General features: G+C 67.4%; 14 protein-coding genes and 1 tRNA gene. 8 read left to right on the top strand and 7 right to left on the bottom strand.

What is annotated here, in order from left to right; translation table 11 throughout:
- Positions 1-4 precede the first annotated feature (4 nt).
- Complete coding sequence (gene ftsE, locus ACFE7D_RS05005) at positions 5-712, bottom strand: cell division ATP-binding protein FtsE (protein ID WP_375394329.1); 708 nt, start codon at positions 710-712, stop codon at positions 5-7.
- Between the two features lie 170 nt (positions 713-882).
- On the opposite strand from ftsE, the gene ACFE7D_RS05000 reads away from it, so the two are divergent.
- Complete coding sequence (locus ACFE7D_RS05000) at positions 883-1,611, top strand: MJ0042-type zinc finger domain-containing protein (RefSeq protein WP_375394328.1); 729 nt, start codon at positions 883-885, stop codon at positions 1,609-1,611.
- On the opposite strand, the gene ACFE7D_RS04995 is transcribed toward ACFE7D_RS05000, so the two are convergent.
- Positions 1,535-2,944, bottom strand: coding sequence for an MATE family efflux transporter (locus ACFE7D_RS04995; protein WP_375394327.1), 1,410 nt, complete (start codon positions 2,942-2,944; stop codon positions 1,535-1,537). The genes ACFE7D_RS05000 and ACFE7D_RS04995 overlap by 77 nt on opposite strands.
- Before the next feature lie 141 nt (positions 2,945-3,085).
- On the opposite strand from ACFE7D_RS04995, the gene ACFE7D_RS04990 reads away from it, so the two are divergent.
- The 3 genes from ACFE7D_RS04990 (at position 3,086) to ACFE7D_RS04980 (ending at position 4,806) form a co-directional block, all read left to right on the top strand.
- A tRNA-Leu gene (locus ACFE7D_RS04990) sits at positions 3,086-3,172 on the top strand.
- 65 nt (positions 3,173-3,237) lie between these two features.
- The gene (locus ACFE7D_RS04985; RefSeq protein WP_375394326.1) at positions 3,238-3,747 is read left to right on the top strand and encodes a DUF3833 family protein; all 510 of its coding nucleotides are present in this window, start codon (positions 3,238-3,240) and stop codon (positions 3,745-3,747) included.
- 63 nt (positions 3,748-3,810) lie between these two features.
- Positions 3,811-4,806 (top strand): SDR family NAD(P)-dependent oxidoreductase, encoded by a 996-nt coding sequence (locus ACFE7D_RS04980; RefSeq protein ID WP_375394325.1) that lies wholly within the window; start codon positions 3,811-3,813, stop codon positions 4,804-4,806.
- Here ACFE7D_RS04980 and ACFE7D_RS04975 read toward each other — a convergent pair whose 3' ends face one another.
- The gene (locus ACFE7D_RS04975; protein ID WP_375394324.1) at positions 4,807-7,296 is read right to left on the bottom strand and encodes an ABC transporter permease; all 2,490 of its coding nucleotides are present in this window, start codon (positions 7,294-7,296) and stop codon (positions 4,807-4,809) included.
- Positions 7,293-7,964, bottom strand: coding sequence for an ABC transporter ATP-binding protein (locus tag ACFE7D_RS04970; protein ID WP_375394352.1), 672 nt, complete (start codon positions 7,962-7,964; stop codon positions 7,293-7,295). Before ACFE7D_RS04970 ends, ACFE7D_RS04975 begins: the two co-directional genes overlap by 4 nt.
- Positions 7,965-8,005: 41 nt before the next feature.
- Here ACFE7D_RS04970 and ACFE7D_RS04965 point away from each other — a divergent pair, with 41 nt between their 5' ends.
- Both ACFE7D_RS04965 and kynU read left to right on the top strand, forming a co-directional pair.
- Complete coding sequence (locus ACFE7D_RS04965) at positions 8,006-8,674, top strand: arylesterase (protein WP_375394351.1); 669 nt, start codon at positions 8,006-8,008, stop codon at positions 8,672-8,674.
- Positions 8,671-9,864: a kynureninase gene (gene kynU, locus ACFE7D_RS04960; protein ID WP_375394323.1), complete on the top strand. Its 1,194-nt coding sequence runs from the start codon at positions 8,671-8,673 to the stop codon at positions 9,862-9,864. The genes ACFE7D_RS04965 and kynU overlap by 4 nt, the downstream gene beginning before the upstream one ends.
- Positions 9,865-10,435: 571 nt before the next feature.
- Here the strand turns inward: kynU and ACFE7D_RS04955 are convergent.
- The gene (locus ACFE7D_RS04955) at positions 10,436-10,690 is read right to left on the bottom strand and encodes a hypothetical protein (protein WP_375394322.1); all 255 of its coding nucleotides are present in this window, start codon (positions 10,688-10,690) and stop codon (positions 10,436-10,438) included.
- A gap of 632 nt (positions 10,691-11,322) precedes the next feature.
- Here ACFE7D_RS04955 and ACFE7D_RS04950 point away from each other — a divergent pair.
- The gene (locus tag ACFE7D_RS04950; RefSeq protein WP_375394321.1) at positions 11,323-12,498 is read left to right on the top strand and encodes a hypothetical protein; all 1,176 of its coding nucleotides are present in this window, start codon (positions 11,323-11,325) and stop codon (positions 12,496-12,498) included.
- A gap of 151 nt (positions 12,499-12,649) precedes the next feature.
- On the opposite strand, the gene ACFE7D_RS04945 is transcribed toward ACFE7D_RS04950, so the two are convergent.
- Both ACFE7D_RS04945 and ACFE7D_RS04940 read right to left on the bottom strand, forming a co-directional pair.
- Positions 12,650-13,594, bottom strand: coding sequence for a class I SAM-dependent methyltransferase (locus ACFE7D_RS04945; RefSeq protein WP_375394320.1), 945 nt, complete (start codon positions 13,592-13,594; stop codon positions 12,650-12,652).
- Between the two features lie 28 nt (positions 13,595-13,622).
- Positions 13,623-17,900: a glycosyltransferase gene (locus ACFE7D_RS04940; protein ID WP_375394319.1), complete on the bottom strand. Its 4,278-nt coding sequence runs from the start codon at positions 17,898-17,900 to the stop codon at positions 13,623-13,625.
- A 117-nt stretch (positions 17,901-18,017) separates the two neighbouring features.
- Between ACFE7D_RS04940 and ACFE7D_RS04935 the strand changes: the two genes are divergently transcribed.
- Positions 18,018-19,016 carry a hypothetical protein gene (locus tag ACFE7D_RS04935; protein WP_375394318.1) on the top strand — a complete coding sequence of 333 codons (999 nt, stop codon included), beginning with the start codon at positions 18,018-18,020 and terminating at the stop codon, positions 19,014-19,016.
- The last annotated feature ends 52 nt before the right edge of the window (positions 19,017-19,068 follow it).

Genomic DNA, 19,068 nt, shown 5'->3' with positions numbered 1-19,068 from the left:
CCCGTCAGGCCTGGCGCGGTGCCGGCGGATAGCGCAGCGAACCGGTCGGATCGAGCAGACGCCCGTGGTCGAGTCGCATCATCTGCGCGCCGGGGATCCGGCTGAGCAGATGCAGGTCGTGCGTTGCGACGACGATCGTCGTGCCGAGCTTGTTCAGCGAATCGAACAGATGCAGCAGCCGCTCCGCCATGTCGGGATCGACATTGCCGGTTGGCTCGTCCGCGACCAGGATTTCGGGTCGGCCGATCACCGCGCGCGCGATCGCCACGCGTTGCTGCTCGCCGCCCGACAGCGTGGCGGGGCGGGCGTTCGCGCGTTCGGCCAGGCCTACCCACGCAAGCATCTCGCGCACCGGCTGCCGGATCTCCGCTTCGGAGACCCCGGCGACACGCAGCGGCAGCGCGATATTGTCGTGCGCGGACAGATGCGGGACCAGCCGGAAATCCTGGAACACGACGCCGATGCGCCGGCGAAACCCCGGCAGCCGCGCGCGCGACAGCATGACGGCGTCCTCGCCGAACAGGCGGATGATCCCGCGGCTCGGCCGCTGCGCGAGGTACAGCAGCTTCAGCAGCGACGTCTTGCCGGCACCGCTGGCCCCCGTCAGGAAATAAAACGCGCCGCTGCCGAGGCTGAAGCTGACATCGGACAGCGTCTCGGCCCCCGTGCCGTAGCGAAGGCCCACATTCTCGAACTGCACGATGTTCGTCATGTGATCGGGTTCGTCATGCGAAGGGTGTCTGCGGCCTCTCTGGCCCGGGGAGGGGCCATGATGCTTTCGCACGGATCGTCGCGCCGCTTCAAGCTTGCCACGACATGCGGCGACGTGCTTAGATTCGTCGGTAAAGGACGCGTTCCGGCGACCTGAAGTGAAGCGTCCGCATGATCCTCGAATGCCCCGAATGCACGACCCGCTATCTCGTCCCCGACAGCGCGATCGGGCTGTCGGGGCGGACGGTGCGATGCGCCAATTGCCGGCATAGCTGGTTCCAGGATCCGCCCACCCCCGACGCCGATCCCGCGCCGCCCCCGCCGCCCTTGCGAGCGCCTCCGGCCGCCCCCGCCAGCGATGCGATCGTCGCAGCGGTCGCCGATCCCGTAGCGCCGCCCGTCTTCGTCGAACCCTATGTCGAACCGGCGAGCTATGACGCCTTCGCGGCGCAACCGCCCTTTCGCCCGCGGCGCAACATGGCGCGCCGCTGGACCTATATCGCCGCCGCCGCCGGGCTGCTGATGCTGGTCGCGGTCGCCGCGATCGTCTGGCTTGGCGCGCCGGGGATCGCGGGGCGGCTCGGGTTGTCGATCGCCTCCGACGAATCGCCGCTGAAGCTGAAGGACAACCCGATCGAGCGGCGGCAGCTGGAAAACGGGTCCGAACTGTTCGCGGTCAGCGGGCAGGTAGTGAACCCGTCGAATGCGATGCAGCGCGTCCCCGACATCCGCGCCGAACTGCGCGATGCGCAAGGCAAGCTCGTCTATAGCTGGACGATCACGCCGCAGCAGCGGTCGCTGTCGGCGGGGGCGACGATCGATTTCAATTCGGCGAAACTGGATGTGCCGGCGAATTCGAAGCGGCTGGAACTGAGTTTTGCCGGCGAAGCCGCGCGCTGACCATGACGAAGCGACCGGTGTGAAGCAGCGCCGCCGCGACCATCCCCGCCGCCGACGCCCAGACCAGCGCCATCGACGCCGCGCCGTGCATGACCAGCAGCCAGCCCAGCCCGCCCGTCACGACGAAATAGGCGACGATGCTGTTGATCCCCGCTGCGACCTGATCGCCGAGCGAGCGAAGCGCATAGACCAGCACGACCTGCGCGCCGTCGAACAGGATGAACGGTGCCCATAAAGGCAGCATCGACCCCGCGATGGCATGGACCGCATCCGCCGCCGGAAAACCCCGGACGATCGTCCGCGCCTCGAACCCGAGCAGCAGCGCCGCACCGGCGAGCAGCCCGACCGCCAGCGCCAGCGCGATCCGCGTCCGCGCGATCGCCGCGACCCGCTGCCCCTCGCCGATCGCGTTGCCGACGCGCACCCCGGCCGCCGACCCGAGCCCGATCGCGATGCCGTAGGTGACGTTATGGACCGCGAACACGATCTGGAACGCGTGCGCGGTATCGTCCCCGAACCGCGTCGACAGTGCGATCAGGATCGAGAAGCCGCCGAGTTCGAGCCCCGATGCGAGTGCCGGTACGATTCCGAACCGTCCGAGCGCCATCACCCCGGCGATCGTCACGCGCCACGTCCGCAAGCCGCGCGCACGGGCATCGGGCAGCAGCAGCGCGCTCGCGACCATGATGACCGCGCCGATGATCGACGCCACGACAGTCGCACTCGCGGCACCCACCGCGCCCCGTCCCGCAAATCCGAGATGCCCGCCCGACCACGCCCAGGCAAGCAGCGCGTTGAGTGGCAGGATCGCCATGTTCACCGCCGCCACGCGCCGCGGCCGCGACACGCCTTCCAGGAAGAAACTGGCGGCGACGATCAGCAGCTGGAACGGATAGGCGACCGCCATCACCCGTACGACCGCAGCGGCGGGATCGATCAGCGCCGCCGCGACGCCCAACCCCCGAAGCATCGGTGCCGCCCCGAACCATAGCAGCAGCGCGGCCGCGATCCCGATCCCGAGGCCGAGTGCCAGGCCGTCGCGCAGCGCCGCGCCGGTGGCTACGCGGTCGCCGGCACCATCCGTGCGTGCCGCCGTCACCAGCACGCCCGACAGCCAGGCAAGCCCCGTGACGATGCCGACAAAGGTCAGCGACCGGCTGGCACCGAGTGCTGCGACCTGGTGCGCCCCGACCAGTCCCACGACCACGACATCGGTTACGTGCAGGATCGTCCAGTTCAGGCTGGTCAGGATCACCGGCCAGGCCAGGCTCGCGATCCGCCGCACCTCGCCGGGCGCGGGACCGGTCGTGTCGAATGGATCGGTCGTCGGCATCGCGGGGGCGCTAGCCTGCATGGGCGGTGGCGGATAGCCCCGCCGCTTGCGGGACCGATTGGCGTTGCAGCCGCCGATGCGCTTTGCTACGGGCGCTCGGCTACCTGCCGCGGGGCGTTCGCGCCGGCGGTTGTATCACGTGCGGCCGTGGCGGAATTGGTAGACGCGCAACGTTGAGGTCGTTGTGTCCGAAAGGACGTGGAAGTTCGAGTCTTCTCGGCCGCACCATCGATACTCCGGGGAAGTGGCCGGGCAGGGCCAGGCCTTCGATCGCAATTGGAGACGCCCTACACATGCGCGCCTATGCCGGCCTCCTGCTGACCCTACTGACGCTATCGGCGTGCGCCGCGACGCCGTCTTACCGGCACGAGGTGGCGAGAGGCCCGTTTTTCTCCCCGATCGCTTTTTTTGGTGGGGATACGGTCGGCGAGGGATCGCTGAAGATCGATCTGATGCATGCCCGTCCGGTCCATGTCGTCGGGCATGGGCAGATCGAGGCCGACGGGACGCTTACATTGGTCCAGCATGTGCGGGAGGGCGCTAAGCCCGAACGCGTTCGTACCTGGCATATCCGGCCGATCGGCGGCGATCGCTACACCGGCACGTTGAGCGATGCCACCGGGCCGGTCAGCATGGAAGCGCGTGGCGACATCGTGCGCATCCATTATAGTGCGAAGGGCGGGTTCGCGGTCGCGCAATCGCTGTTCCTGCAACCCGGCGGCCGGGTCGCGATCAACCATCTCGTGGTCCGCAAGGTGGGCGTCCGCATCGCCGCGTTGCGGGAGACGATCACCCGGCAGTAACGGTCTGCAACTTCCCGCCCGTCCAATGGTTTCGCCGCCATAGCTTCAACAGAGACCGGTGACATGGCGGAACGGGACAATAAAGACACCAGCCGCCGCGCGATGCTGGCCGGGGCGGGCATGGCGACCGCGATCGGGATGGCGGCGGCAGCGCGTGCCCAGGTGCCGGCCGATCCACGCACCGCAGGCCCGATCGTGGCGGGTCGCGATACGCAGCTGGGCGGCAAGGTCGCGTTCGTGACCGGTGCCGCGCGCGGGATCGGCCGGGCGATCGCGGTCGAAATCGCCGCGAACGGTGCCGACGTCGCGATCTTCGACATTGCGGGCTATGTCAGCCCCGCCTCGAACGCAAAGCCCGCGACGCCCGAGGAGCTTGCGGAAACCGCGCGACAGATCAAGGCGCTGGGCCGGCGGTGCATCGCGATCAAGGGTGACATCCGCCGCATCGGCGAATTGCGCGCCGCGCACGACCGCGTCGTCGGCGAATTCGGCCGGATCGACATCGTCGTCGCCAACGCGGCGATCCAGCGCTGGCGCGACCTGGCGGAGATGCAGGACAGCGACTGGAACGACGTCATCGACAACAATGTCAACGGGACCGCCAACACCGTCCGCGCCTTTTGCGGCAGTATGCTCGCGCAGGGCAGCGGCCGGTTCATCCTGGTGTCGTCGATGCAGGGCAAGCACGGGACCGCGGGGGCATCGTCCTATTCGGCGTCGAAGCACGCGATTATCGGGCTGATGAAATCCGCTGCCGAGGAATTCGGCAAGAAGGGCGTGACGGTGAACTGCATCCTGCCGGGCCTCGTCGACACCGCGCTGACGCGCTACCCCGCGCGCTGGAGCCATGTGATCGGCGAGACGCAGGACGATCCGCCCAAGAACCCGACCGAGGCGGAAACGTGGAACAACCGCACGCCGCGCGTGCCGCTGCGCGTCGCCTGGCTGCGCGCGGAGGATATCTCGCCGATGGCGGTGTTCCTGGCATCGGACGCGTCGGCGATGTGTTCGGGGGCCAATTTCGAGGTGACCGGCGGCGACAGCGCGCAGGACGTATAGCTAAAGCGCGCGCAGGACCGTGGCGGGGCGGGCGCGCAGCGCGGTCAGGCTGCCGAGCAGGCCGATCCCCATCGTCACGATGGTTGCAGCCGCCAGCGTAAGCGCGACGACGTCCCAATCGGGGGCCCAGGCGAGCTGGAACACACGGGTGACGACATACCAGCCCGCCCCGCACCCGACCGCCAGCGCCACCGCGACGAGGATCAGCGACAGCAGGGCATATTCGATCGCCTGCGCCACCAACACCTGCGCGCCGCTGCCGCCGAGCAGCTTGAGGATCGTCGCATCATAGCGTCGCGTACGCCCCGACGCGGCGACTGCGCCGACCAGCACCGCGATGCCGGCCGCGACCGTCACCGCCCCCGCCGCACGGATCGCCAAGGCGATCTTTCCCAGCAATTCGCCGATCTGCCCGATCACGTCGCCGACGCGTACCAGGGTCACCGACGGCAGCGCGGCGGCGACTTGCCGCGCGATCGCCCCGTCGCGCGCAGGGGCGGCATAGACGCTGGCGAGGAGGCCATGTGGTGCCTCCCCGATATAGCCGGGCGAGAAGACGATCGCGAAGTTGAGCCCGAGCCCGCCCCAGTCGATCCTGCGCAACGCCGCGATCCGCGCGGGGACATCGACGCCCAGGACGGATATGGTCACTTGGTCGCCGACGTGCAGGCCGAGCGCCTCCGCGGCTCGGTCCTCGATCGAAACGAGCGGCGGGCCGCGGTAATCCGCGCGCCACCACCGCCCTGCCACGACGATATTGCGCGGGGGCACGGTCGCCGACCAGGTCAGCGTCCGGTCGCCGCGAAGCACCCAGACCCCGGGCGGCAGCGTCTTCATATCGGCGATGCGTACGCCCTTCAGCGCGACGATCGATCCGCGCAGCGACGGCACCGCCTCGATCCGCGCGCCCGGCGCGGCGGCGGTCACGACGGTGCGGAAGCGCGTCGCATCGTCGGGCTGCAGGTCGATCGCGAAGAAGCGCGGCGCGGTGGCGGGGGCGGTGTGCTGCAGTTCGGCAGAGACGCTGGTGTCGATCGTCGCGAGCCCGACGAACAGCGAAAAGCCGAGCCCCAGCGCCACCACCAGCCGGTCGGTCTGCGCGCCGGGCCGGTGCAGATTGGCGATGGCGAGCCGCAACAGCGGCCGCCGCGGCCGGGGGACCCGGGCGGCAACGGCGCGGATCGCCAGTCCGGCCAGCCACAAGGCAAGGATCGTCGCCGCGGTCCCGGCGACGAACCCAAGCGCCAGCGGTCGATCCGATGCGGTCAGCACCGACAGCGCGACGAGCAACCCCAGCAACCCGGCGATGCCCGCCAGCACGCGTATCGAAGGCAGCGTGCGCCGTGCCAGCATATCGCGCAGCAGCGTCGCGGCGGGCACTTGCCGGGCGCGGGCGAGCGCCGGCAGCGCGGACAGCAGCGCGACGATCAGCGACAGCGCGACCGCGACGCCGAGCGGTACCGGATACAGCGCGATCCGCGGCGGCACCGGCAGAGCATCCCCCGCCGATCGCGCGACGATCCACGGTACCGCCGCGCCGACCGCGACCCCGGCACCGATTCCGACCATGGCGACCAGCGCCAGCTGCGTCAGGAACATCGTCGCGATCGTCCGGCTGTCCGCGCCGAGCACCTTCAGCGTCGCGATGATCCGCGTCTTGGCGCCCAGATACGCCGCCACCCCGCTCGCGACCCCGACGCCGGCGATGGCCAGCGCGGCGAGCCCGACGAGCAGCAGGAACTGCCCCAGCTGGGCGATCCCGCGTTTCAGCCCGGTCGCCGCCTGCGCGCTGGTCCGTCCGCTCCATCCGGCACCCGGGAACCGCGCGATCAGCTGGTTGCGAACCGCATCCGGATCGGCGTGCGCGGGCAGCAGGAGATGGTAGCGGGTCTCGTACAGGCTGCCGGGCTGGACCAATTGCGTCGCCTGCAGGCCGTCCATGTCGAGAATGACCGAGGGCCCGAGCGTGAAGCCGGCGCCGAGCCGGTCGGGTTCGTCCGCGATCACCCCCGCTACCGTGAAGCGTGCCGCACCGATTCGCACCGGGCTGCCGATACGAAGCGCCAGCCGGTCGGCCAGCGCCTGCGCGACCGCGATCTCCGGACCGCGGGGCCGGCGTCCGCCGGGCGCGAGTTGCAATCGTCCGACCAGCGGCCAGGCCGAATCCACGCCGCGCAGGTTGACCAGCGTCGGTGCCAGGCCACCGCCCGGGTCCGCCATCGCCCGCATGCCGATCGTCGCGGACAATCGACCCGCGTCGGCGAACGCGGCGGCCTCCGCGACGGTGGCGCTGCGCTGCGATACGGTCAGCTCGACGTCGCCGCCCAGAATCGTCCGCCCCTGCGCGTCGAGCGCGGCGAGCATGCTGGCGGACAGGCTGCCGATCCCCGCCAGCGCGGCGGTGCCGAGGAACAGGCACAAGGCGAGCAGCAACAACCCGCGACCGCCGCGCCTGAGGTCGCGCACCGCCAGCCGAAGCGCGATTGTCATGCGCGGCGGTCGGAGACGATTCGGCCGTCCGCCAGCTCGACGACCCGCGCGCACCGCGCCGCCAATACCGGGTCGTGGGTGATGACGAACAAGGTCGTTCCCGCCGCGGCATGGCGCGCGAACAGCAGATCCATGATCGATGCACCCGTGACGGTGTCGAGATTGCCCGTCGGTTCGTCCGCGAACAGCAAGGCGGGCCGGCCGACGAGTGCGCGCGCGATCGCCACGCGCTGCTGCTCGCCGCCCGACAATTGCGCGGGGTAATGCCTCGTCCGGTGGCCGAGCCCGACCGCGGCGAGTTCGTCCGCCGCGCGCGTGAACGCATCGCGCTCGCCCGCCAGTTCGAGCGGCACCGCGACGTTTTCCAGCGCGGTCATCGTCGGCAACAAGTGAAAGGCCTGCAGCACGATCCCGATCCGCCCCCGCCGGGCAATCGCCAGTGCATCCTCGCCAAGCGTGCCGATGTTCAGCCCGGCGACACGCACATCGCCCCCGCTCGGTCGCTCGAGCCCGGACAGCACCGCCATCAGCGACGATTTGCCTGATCCCGATGGCCCGAGCAGCGCGACGCTTTCGCCGCCGGCGACGCGAAGGTCGATCCCGCGCAGGATGTCGACGCGTGCCGGAACCCGTCCAAGCGACAGCGACAGATTGCGCACGTCGATCAGATCGGCCACGGGCGGTTCGATCGTCGGAGAAGCCGGTGCGGATGCCATATAGCCTGCGATACGGATGCCGGGGCCGGTCTGTCCACCGCGCGTTGCTGACGCTGCTGATCTTCGCCACGTCGCCGGCGGTCGCTTCGCCAACGCAGCCCGTCGTCTGGGCGTTCGGCGACAGTCTGGTGGCGGGTTACGGCCTGCCGCCCAACCAGGGTTTCCCAACGCAGTTGCAGGCCGCGTTGTGCCAAGCTGGGGTGGCGGCGACCGTTCGCAACGGCGGGGTGGCTGGCGATACCGTCGCGCAAGGGCAGGCGCGGCTCGCCTGGGGGCTCCGCGGCCTCGGCACGCCGCCCGATCTCGTGATCGTCGAACTGGGCGCGAACGACATGCTGCGCGGGCTGCCGGTGGCGCAGGCGCGCGCGAAGCTGGATGCGGTACTGACCGAATTGCAGCGCCGCCATATCCGCGTGCTGATCGCCGGGATGCGCGCCGCACCCAATATGGGGGCGGACTATGCGCGCGGCTTCGATGCGATGTACCCCGCGCTCGCCAGTGCGCATCGCCTGCCGCTCTATCCCTTCTATCTCGACGGCGTCGCCGCGAACCGTGCGCTCATCCAGGCGGATGGACTGCACCCCAACGCGCGCGGCGTCGCGATCATCGTCGCGCGGATGCTGCCAGCGGTGCGCGCCGCGCTGAGGGCCGCTGCGCGATGACCGACTTCGCCGCCACCCGCGCGCGCTTCGTTCTGCCCGAAGACGTGATCTATCTCGACGGCAATTCGCTCGGGCCGTTGCCGCGCGGCGTCGCGGCGCGGGTGCAGGCGGTGGTGGCGGACGAATGGGGGGGGCTGCTGATCCGCGCCTGGAACGATGCCGACTGGATGGGGATGCCGGGCCGCGTCGGCGACCGGGTCGGTCGACTGATCGGCGCACCGCCGGGCAGCGTCGTGATGGGCGATACGCTGTCGGTGAAGGTCTATCAGGCGCTCGCCGCGGCGTTCGACCTCGTGCCCGACCGGCGCATGATCCTGTCGGACAGCGGCAATTTCCCGACCGACCTGTACATGGCGCAAGGGCTGATCGCCTCGCTCGACCGCGGGCACGAATTGCGGATCGTCGCGCCCGAAGCGGTGATGGCGGCGATCGACGACAGCGTCGCGGTCGTGATGCTGACCGAGGTCGATTACCGCACCGGGCGGCGGCACGACATGCGGGCGATCATCGCGCGCGCGCGCACGGCCGGCGCCGTCGTCATCTGGGATCTTGCACATTCCGCAGGCGCGCTGCCCGTCGATGTCGCGGCGGCCGACGTCGATTTCGCGGTCGGATGCACGTATAAATACCTGAACGGCGGACCCGGATCGCCCGCCTTCATATATGTCGCCCCCCGCCTCGCCGACCATGTCCGCCCCGCGCTGTCGGGATGGATGGGGCATCAAGCACCCTTCGCATTCGATCCCGATTACCGTCCCGCAGGCGGGATCGAGCGGATGCGGGTCGGCACGCCGCCGGTCCTGGCGCTCGCCGCCCTGGATGCCGCGCTCGATATATGGGACGCGGTCGACATGGCCGATGTCCGCGCCGCGTCGCTCACGCTGTCGGCCCGCTTCATCGCCGGGATCGAGGCGCGCTGCCCCGACCTCGCCCTCGCCTCCCCGCGCGACGGCGCGATGCGTGGCAGCCAGGTTTCGTTCCGCCACGGCGAGGGCTATGCGATCATGCAGGCGCTGATCGCTCGCGGCCTGATCGGCGATTTCCGCGCCCCCGACATCCTGCGCTTCGGCATCACCCCGCTCTATATCGGCGAGGCGGAGATCGACGCTGCGATCGATATCATCGCGTCGGTGACGGACGGCCGGTCGTGGGACGACCCCGCCTATCGCCGGCGCGGCGCGGTCACCTGATTGCGCAGCACGACGGATACCGGCCCAGCGCGGCGAGGAGGCCGAGCGCGCCAAAACCCATTCGCATTGCATTGTCCTTCACGATCATCGTTTTGCCATCGCGATCTGCGTGGTGGGGAAAGGCGTGGGGACAGGTCAGCGTCCCCAGCGACGCATAGCCTTGCGGCGTGATGGGCGCCCCAAGGGCAAACGACAGGAACGGCCATCCGCGGCCTCGATCTTCGGTACCGCATTGGTGCCCGCCGCGATCTGGAAAAATCCGCGGTCGTCTGTGCTGCCGAATCGCGCCGGGGACATGGACCGCAGCGTCGGCAACGGGTGTGCCGTCGTCGCAGGGCGATCTTGCCCATGCTGTAGCGGACGCGCGCCTGACCCAGCAACCGTCCGCCTATCCTGCGGCTGGAGCAGCATGTCGAACCCCGCCGGCCGACGGGCGCTGACCCGCGGGGCCTCGTCCGCCGCCCGCACGACCGATCCGCAACACAGCGCCGCCATCGCGAGCGCGAAGGCAACGCAACCTGGCACCAAGGATGCCGCGGCTGGGATATCGCGCCGTGATCGCGCGTGGCCGCTACTGAGCCGCGAGGACGAGCGTCGGCGTGCCCGAATAACTGCCCGCGGTCGCGCTCGACAGCGCCGCGGATCGCAGGATGACGATCAGGCTGGCGGATGTCGTGTTCACCAGCGTGCATGTCCGATCGACGAGGCCGTCGGCAAAACCGCCGATGGTCGTGTTCGCCGCCAGCGCGGAGCCCGACGACTGGTTGGACGTCGCCGCCCATTGCACTTCGTAAGGAACAGGGGCGGCACTCCCGGCCAGCGTCAAGGCATCGCCCGTTCCGCTGCTCGCGCGAAGGATGAAGTGCGCGGGCGCTTCGCGCGGATACGCAGCGTGACCCTGCCTGTCACGCCAACGGCTTTGCAACGAAGCGACCGGCAGCGGGACAGCGGTTTGCGCGCGAAGGCAATGGAAGACACCGCGCCGCCGCGATCATCGGCGGTCGCGCGGTCCATGATCCGAATGCAATGCGGCCTGGACGACCGGCGCTAAGCCGGGCTGGTCATGAGGCCGACCGCCAGTCTTGGGACATTGTCCAGGCGGACGGGGGATCGACGAGTTGCACGATGCTGGGAGGAATGGCAAGACAGGCAGCAGCGCCTGAAGGCGGCGAGCGCCTGACCAGGGCCGTTGCCCTCGGGCAGGCCGCTGAATGCCCGGGCAGCCGAGCTTGATCCTGAAACACGCGTGACTGGCCAGCACAAGCGTCTTATGATCCGCTCATGGCTGATCACAACATATTGAATTCAAATCCGAGCACGTACGATCCGCTGCCGCTGGATCCATATGCGTTTTGGCCCGGCGTTCAAGGCCCTATTGCAGGGCTGGGCGGGAGCGCAGCACCTGTTGATCCGGATAACGTCTTCCATACCGCATATTGCACGTTTGCACCCGCACGCATGCGGTTCAACGTACGATTTTCGGAATTGAAGGGGCAGGGGCAGCTGGTGCTTCGTGTCAACGCGCTAAGATCCTTGCCCAATGCGACCGCGACGACAATCGCCACACGCGCGCATATGCTCGCCGACGAGCAGGACCTGACCCTATCGCTCGACGTCGAATGCGAGACGGGGCTGACCTACGCAATTTTGGCAAACCTTATGGACGGGGAGGGAACTGCAGCGGGTCTCGACGTTACCGTGGAAGCCGTCGATACGCCGCGCGATGTGACGGGGTATGCGCGGGCGACCTTCCTAGCCGAAGCTGCGCCTGCAGCGCTTGCGAACCATGTTACATGGGGTCCTGCGACGCTCGAAACGCCTGTATCGCAGATGTGTACTGCCAGGCAATTTCGCGAGCCCGTGTATCGCGAATGGACCCACGCGCTTAACACAGAACCGACGCTGCACCGCAAGCAGTGGGAGTTCATATATATTCTCCAGGCCCTGCGCCAAGCGGGCGCGCTTATACCAGGCGCGCGCGGCATAGGCTTCGGGGTCGGACGCGAACCGCTGCCGGCGTTGTTTGCATCAATGGGGTGCAGCGTCGTTGCAACTGATCTTGCCGCAGACGATGATCGCGCTCACGATTGGCGCGAGACGCAGCAGCACATCGACTCGATCGAGGCGCTCAGACGCCCGGATCTATGTCCCGATCTGTTGTTCGACCGGACAGTATCGTTTCATGCGGCCGATATGACGCGTATTCCGGCCAATCTGCGTGACTTCGACTTCACCTGGTCGTCCTGCGCGTTCGAGCATCTGGGATCGATCGCGGCCGGCCTCGCATTCGTCGAAGCCTCGCTCGATTGCCTGAAGCCCGGCGGGGTCGCCGTGCATACGTCCGAGTTTAACCTGTCGTCGAACGATGACACGATCGACGACGCGGGCACCGTTCTGTTTCGCCGTCGCGACATCGAAACGCTGGCGATCCGGCTGCTTCGCGCCGGGCACGACGTGGCACCACTGTGCTACGACATCGGCACCGAGCCGATCGACGCGCACATCGATGTCGCCCCCTACGCCGACGTCCCGCACCTGAAGCTGGCGCTCGCGGGCTATGTCACCACGTCGTTCGGCCTGATCGTGCGCAAGCGTACCAAGCGGCGGTGGTTCGGGCGGCAAGGTGGTGTTTGATCTCGGTCTTTGAAAGTGCATCATCCATGCGCGAGTAGAAGCAGGCAGGACGGATCAGCCTCTGCACGAGAGCGCCCGCACGCCGACATACGGTTAATGCCTTGTATTGTTCGACGATTCGCTCTGTCACTGTCGTGCGTATGATCCTCTCCTAGGCCGGCCGCTGCAGCAGGAACGTCTGGGAAACGATCCGCTGGCTTCCTCCCGACAGGTCCTCACGCACCTCGAGCACGTCCAAGCCGAGCCGTTTCGCCAAGGCGAAGATATGTCGCTGTGGTAGCGCGTTCATCTCCATCTGCGGTTGGTCGTTCGCAAGATAGGTCGCGGCATCAAAGCCGTAACCGGCAAGGTAGGTCGGGATCTGGAAGACCGCGATGCCACCCGGAGCGACCCGACCGAGAAGATGCCGCAATGTCGCGACCATCAAGGGGGGCGGATTGTGTTGCAGAACGATCAGCGTGACCAGCAGATCGCATTCGGGCAGGGTCGTCAGAGCGTCGACCGTCTTGATCGAACGAAACGTCGCGTTTCCGATGTTGTGCTTCGTCGCCTGCTCGCGGGCGATCGCCACATGCGGTTCGGACACGTCCACCCCGGTCACCTCCGGAAAGCGCTTGGCCAGCGCGAGCGAGAGGCGTCCGACGCCACAGCCGAAATCGGTGACGCGACGAATGTCGGTCGGGTCGATCCCGTTGCGCCGTAGCGTCGCGATCACGCGTTCGACGTCGCCTGTGCCACTATTGTAGAATTCGTCCACGCTGCTGTCGATGCTTTGCTTGCGATAGCGATCGTCGGTGAGCATCGACCAATAGGGATCGTCCGTTCCCAACGCGTTCCACGCCGCTGCAATTCGATCAAGCATGAGGGCAAGCTGTTCGCTCGTCGCCGACGGATCGACATGGTCCACCGCCTCGTTGAGATGTGCGCCGATTACCGCGTAAGGCCATTGTTCTATGAATTCCTGCGATGTCAGGAATTGGCGACGCAAATCGCCGATCGAGGCTGCACCTGTTCGATGCAGTACCCCTTCGTCCTCCGGTTCCCGGCCGAGGATCAACCGGTAAGCCCACAAGGCCTCTTCGCGTGAAACGGGCATTGATCAGTCGTCCTCGAAAATCGAAACGCTATAGATACCATGCATCTGCGGAAATGCGCGGCTCGACGGTCAGTGTGTCGCGGCGGAATTCCGGATGGAAGCCGGGGTCGTCCTCGATCCAGCGCTGCCAGCGCTCAAGGAACATGGCAACCTCGTTCCCCGGCGGAATCGTCTCCTCACGCGAAGCCTTTTCCGCGTGCGTCAGCTCCGCGTGCGGGGTGTAGAGGATGCGGTAACCGGCGCTCCGCATCCGCAGACACAGGTCGATATCGTTGAATTCAAGCGTGAACAATTCATCAAACCCGTCGACCGCTTCGAGCACGGCACGCCGGGTTGCGAACACTGCCCCGGTGACCGCCGAACAGGCGCGGTGGACCAGGCCCCAGTCGCGGTACGTTGCCGCTTTCGCGCGGCGCTTGATCCAGGGATGGATGCAGGTGCCGAAGGGCCCGAGGACGATGCCCGCATGCTGGATCGTTCCATCGGTGTAGAGCAAGCGGGGACCCACCCCGCCGACATCGTCCTCAACCGCGAAGGTCATCAGCGCGCGCAGCCAGCCCGCGTCGGTCACTTCGACGTCGTCGTTCATCATCACGATATGTTCGGTCGTCGCGGCGCGCCACAACATGTTCATCTTTGCCGCATAGTTGAACGGCACACCATCGGGGCGTGGTGTCGGCAAGCGGATCAGGTCAAACGGACGTTCCTTCGTCAGCCACCCGGCTTCGCTCTCGACGTCGTCGCCGACGATCACGGTCAGCTTGTCAGCCGGCCAGTCGGTACGTGCCAGGCTGTCGAGAAACCGCTCGACATAGGTCTGTTCTCCGTTCGCGACGGGGGTACGCCGCGTCGGCACGACGATCGTCACCGCGGGCTCGACGCCGCGCAGGTCGCGCGTCAGTTGCAGCGTATCGGGCCGCAGGCCGTCGGCAATATGGTAAGCGTCGAACAGCGGCTGACGGTCGAGGAAGGTGCGCCGCGCCGCGCGTTCGACCTCGGGCCGGTCGCCCAGATGTGCGAGCAGCACTTCGGGGATGCGCGCGACCGACAGGCCATCGCCGACCACGCGCAGCACCAGGTCGTCGAGCGCGAACTGCCCCTGCACCCAATCAATTCCGCCTAACCGCGCAACGACGTCGGCGCGGGCGATCACCGGGGTGCCGATATAGCCTTGCGCGCCGAACTGGACCAGGTCGAAGCGCGGTTTCAAATGGATCTGGTCAGCAAGCGTCAGCCCGCCGAGCGCTATGTCGTCGCCGTAGAACACCGCCGCATCGGGCCGCATCGCCGCATGGCGCGCGACGATGCTGCCGAGCAAGGGCGTTACCCGCGTGGCCGCGGGCGCGAAGAACAGCCAGTCGGTCTTATCCTCGACGTCGGGCATGTCGCCCGTGGGGCGACCATTCTCGTCGAGCGAGACGATGTGCAGCGTCTTGCCGAAGTCGCCGCGTTCGATCGGCATCCCGGCGTCGCATCGGCTTTCGATCGGTCGCTTTTGCGCGCGCGACACCGGCTTGTCGGTGAACAGCGCATTGAAACTATGCTCGATCGCGCGCGCGACCGTGTCGAGCGACAGGTCCTGCGCGATTCGTGCCGCCGCGGCTTGCCCGACCATCTCGGTGCCTGCGTCAACGCGGTTCGCTACCTCGCGAAGCGTCTGCGCAAGCGCATCTTCGTCGATCGCCGCCCAGCGGCCGTTCCTGGTATAGTGGCCATAATCCTTTGTCAGCTTGATAGGATGGGCGAGCACGGGGTAGCCGACGCTTGCGTCGAGGAATTGCCGTGTCCCGCCGAAATCGGTCGCAATCACCGGCTTGCCCATGCCCATCGCCTCGGCAACCGTCAGTCCGAAGCCTTCGGACGAATGTGGCGACGCATAGATGTCGGCGGCGGCCAGCAGGTCGTACAGGTCGGCGGCCGTCATCGTCCGGTCGATGATGACGACGCCCGGCGTGGCTTCGACCAGCTTGATCAACGCCGCGCCCTCTTCATGCCGGTCGTGCACGTTCTTCGTTTTCAGGACAAGCGACCAGCCGCATTCGCCCAAGCCCGATCGATCGAACGAACGGATCAGCGCCATCGGGTTTTTGCGGACGAGATAGCTCGCGCCGTCGAAGATATAGAGAATGAAGCGACCGGCTGCGATGCCGTTGCGCTCTAGGATTTCGGTCCCCGCCTCGGGCACCAGCGTTCGCGAATGTACTATCACCGGATGCGGCACCACGTCGACGGGTGCCTCGTCGGCGGCGGCGAACACGTCGGCGTTGTAGCCGCTCGGTGCCCAAATGCGATCCACCGACGCAAAATCGGTCCACCACGCCTTGGGAATATGTTCCATTTCCCACACCCAATAGCCGATGCGCTTGGTGGCGCGGGCGATCGCGGCGCGCTGGTCGTGGGTCAGTAGCGCCCAGCTGTCGGGGTTGAGATGGACGACCGCGATGTCGGCGTCGCCGCGAAAATCCTGGACATCATGCGACGCGTCGAGCGGACGGTGGATATGGAACGGCTTCTTGATGGGGTGCATGTTCAGGCGAACGCCGGTACGCCGGATCGCCGCGCTGATGGTTCGGCTCGCCGAACCAAGGCCATTGTCATAGTTCCAGGGGCCGTAGAACGCGACCTTGTACGGCTTCTCCGGAAGCCGTTCCTCGGTATCGTTCGCGGGCTTTGCCAGTAGGGGGAACCCGGGGGGAGGCGTGGGTTCGCCCATTGCGTAGGCAAGCGTTCGGTCCAGTAACGCCATGTCGAAACCGGCCTTCCCCATAGCGCCGCGAATGTCCTTCGCATCGATATGCGGAAATTGGCCACGCAGGAGCAGCAGTTTGACGAACGGGAAATCCTCTTTCAGCAGCGCCTGCGGTGCGAACAGCGTCGGGTTGCGCGCTTCCTCGATCGGATAGAGCGCCTCGGCCGAGAATCCCGCCTCGCGCATCCTGCGCGCGAGCGTCACCTCGTAGGCGTCGATGATCGCATCCTTGTCGGTAAGGCTTCGAACGCCGCGGACGAAGAACTGGAAAGCGTACGACGCCGCCGCCTTTCCGGACAAGGCGAGAAAATAGCTTTGCAGATGCCAGCCACGGTCGAGCGTCTCCGTCAGCGCCTGCACATCGGTGTCGCTCTCGCGGATACGAGCGATCAGCCGTCCGAATGCGCCATTGGTCGACGGTCCGAAGATGCTGTCGTTCGTTATATATAGCCTGGAGGCGGAGAACAGCGCGGGGTGAAGCAGGAGCAAGTGCGACCATGCCGCAAAGTCGAACCCTCGATTTTCGCGAACGACGACCACATCGGCAAGATCGAGGACGTGCGGTGCGATCAGCGTCGGGCGGTCCGCCTGGACGACGAGGGCGATCCGGATTCCGGCACGACGGAAGCCTTCAAGATAAGCCGGAACGTGCGGCTTTACCATGCCCGATGGAGCGTGAGCGACGACGATCACCCATTCGCCGCTGACGGGGACAAACGGCTTGACGATCACGACGCGTGCCTCGTCGAGCGGCGCGCCGGGCACTGTCGCCGGCGGGGGCACCGAGATGCGGACCGGTGAATTGGCGAGCGGTTCGCGCGTGCGCGCGTGACGAACATGAACCTCGATGTCGCGTCCGACGAAGGCGGCAGGGTCGAACATCGCGACGAATCCGACCTCGAGAGCGCCATAGCCTGCCTCGAACACGTCCTTGCGCTCGCGGTGCGCGACGGCGGTAGCGATGCGCTGGTCAGCGACGAGCAATTCGAGTTCGGCGGGCTCGTCGAGCTGGTCGGGATTGAGTGCCCAGCCGGTGACCCGTCCGGCTTCTCCCAAGTCGATCACACCGATGAAGCGCCCGCCCGGCACATTCCTGCCGCTCTGCTCCCCCTGGTTCGTTACCCGTTCGTCGGCAACGCGCAAGAACGGCAGCAGCTCGGACGCGGCAAGTTCGGTCGCGGCAGCATCGTTGCCGTTCTCGGCAAAGCTTGCGCGATAAGCGAGCGCGGCCTCAGCGAGGCGACGGCGCTGCTTGTGCAGGTGGCCGATGTTGAGCAACAGATCGGCGTCGTGCGGCCGCAGCGCCTGCGCGCTGGCATAGGCTTCCTCGGCAGTGTCTAGCCGGCCGGCCTCCTTGGCGGCGTGGCCCAGCTGCACCCAGATGTCGAAATCCTGCGGATATGCGTCGAGGTGCCGGCCATAGGCGTCGGCGGCAGTGCCCCAGTCGCGGGCGTCGCGCGCCGCGTCGCCATCGTCGCGGTCGCGCGAACGGGGGGCGTCCCGCCCGGGCGCGCCGCTGCGAAGGCCACGAAAGATCGAACGCAATAGGTCGGTCATGATGGTTCCCACTCGGTCAAGGGCATTGCCAGCGGGCGACAATGTTATCAAGCCGACCATCTCTATATTTGCCTAAGAGAATGACGCAGCGCGCGGCGCGCGCTAGGGGCAGCCGCCATGACTGCTATTCTGCTCGATCCTTTCGGCTTCCAGCCCGCGCTCGCCAGCAAGGTGTCGGGGCTTGGCGGCAACGATCCCGGCCCCGACCCCGCCTATGTGTTCCATACCCCTTATATCGCGCTACCCGAGCCTGCCTACGAACTGGCGTTCGCCTTCTCCGATCTGCGCGCGAGCGGCGGCGCGCTGGTGATCCGGGTCAATGCGATCGCCGATAGGCCCGGCGCGCAGGCGGCGATGGTCGCGACCGAACAATTCCGCCTGCCCGACCTGGCGCGCCGGTCCGGAGGCGCACGGCTGCGCTTCGACGCGGGGCCGGCGCGGCGATACGCGGTACTTGGCCATTTCTATGCAGACGAACTCGCCTCGGCGACACGGCTGACGCTCGAACTGACCCCGATCGTCCGGCCGATTGAGGAAGCGCCGAGCCGCGTCCCGCCCACGGCCGCCGCCGAGACCAATATGCTGATCGTCCGCCGTCCGCCGTCGCTGGCCGTGCCGTTGTCGCAGCACGCCACGGTACGGCAGCAGGCGGAGGCGGAGCGTTCAGGCAATACGAAGCCGTGGATCGTCGCCTTCGTCGACCGCGTCCGTGCCGCTTATGCGATCAGGACGGACGCGGCGCTTGCGGCGGTCGGCCCGATCCCCGCCGATCTGGCAGCATCGCTAGCTCAGCATGCCGCCGTCGCGCACCACGCGGACGCCGACACCCTTGCCCCCGCCGACTGGCTCATCGTGGGAATTGAGGACGCGCCCGGCCCACCTTCCGACGCCCCGCGCCAAGCGCTGGCACCGCTGCGGCCCGGCGGCATTGGGCTGGTTCTGCTCCCGCTCGCGATCGGCGACCCGCCGCCTGGTGCGTTCGCGTTCAGTCGCGTCCAGCGGCTTGCGGTCGAGATGCTGTCCTACGGCTACAACGTGACGCAGATCGCGGTCGACTTGGGCGATGCGGTGGTGGAGAACGGGGTGACGCCGTTCGTGATGATCGTGCGGCGTTAGAGTCGTTTCCATTTAGGTTGAAGCATATCCTGAGTTCCTCAGATAGTTGGCG

Origin of the sequence: uncultured Sphingomonas sp. (genome assembly GCF_964244235.1) — a bacterium.
Classification (GTDB): domain Bacteria; phylum Pseudomonadota; class Alphaproteobacteria; order Sphingomonadales; family Sphingomonadaceae; genus Sphingomonas.
Note: the sequence above shows the minus strand (reverse complement) of the source record. Positions and strands in the feature narration are given on the sequence as shown.

What these genes read in the sequence shown, in the direction of transcription:
- ftsE (WP_375394329.1), bottom strand. Translation starts at nt 712, where the DNA reads ATGACGAACATCGTGCAGTTCGAGAATGTGGGCCTTCGCTACGGCACG.
- ACFE7D_RS05000 (WP_375394328.1), top strand. Translation starts at nt 883, where the DNA reads ATGATCCTCGAATGCCCCGAATGCACGACCCGCTATCTCGTCCCCGAC.
- ACFE7D_RS04995 (WP_375394327.1), bottom strand. Translation starts at nt 2,944, where the DNA reads ATGCCGACGACCGATCCATTCGACACGACCGGTCCCGCGCCCGGCGAG.
- ACFE7D_RS04985 (WP_375394326.1), top strand. Translation starts at nt 3,238, where the DNA reads ATGCGCGCCTATGCCGGCCTCCTGCTGACCCTACTGACGCTATCGGCG.
- ACFE7D_RS04980 (WP_375394325.1), top strand. Translation starts at nt 3,811, where the DNA reads ATGGCGGAACGGGACAATAAAGACACCAGCCGCCGCGCGATGCTGGCC.
- ACFE7D_RS04975 (WP_375394324.1), bottom strand. Translation starts at nt 7,296, where the DNA reads ATGACAATCGCGCTTCGGCTGGCGGTGCGCGACCTCAGGCGCGGCGGT.
- ACFE7D_RS04965 (WP_375394351.1), top strand. Translation starts at nt 8,006, where the DNA reads ATGCCATATAGCCTGCGATACGGATGCCGGGGCCGGTCTGTCCACCGC.
- kynU (WP_375394323.1), top strand. Translation starts at nt 8,671, where the DNA reads ATGACCGACTTCGCCGCCACCCGCGCGCGCTTCGTTCTGCCCGAAGAC.
- ACFE7D_RS04950 (WP_375394321.1), top strand. Translation starts at nt 11,323, where the DNA reads ATGCGGTTCAACGTACGATTTTCGGAATTGAAGGGGCAGGGGCAGCTG.
- ACFE7D_RS04945 (WP_375394320.1), bottom strand. Translation starts at nt 13,594, where the DNA reads ATGCCCGTTTCACGCGAAGAGGCCTTGTGGGCTTACCGGTTGATCCTC.
- ACFE7D_RS04940 (WP_375394319.1), bottom strand. Translation starts at nt 17,900, where the DNA reads ATGACCGACCTATTGCGTTCGATCTTTCGTGGCCTTCGCAGCGGCGCG.
- ACFE7D_RS04935 (WP_375394318.1), top strand. Translation starts at nt 18,018, where the DNA reads ATGACTGCTATTCTGCTCGATCCTTTCGGCTTCCAGCCCGCGCTCGCC.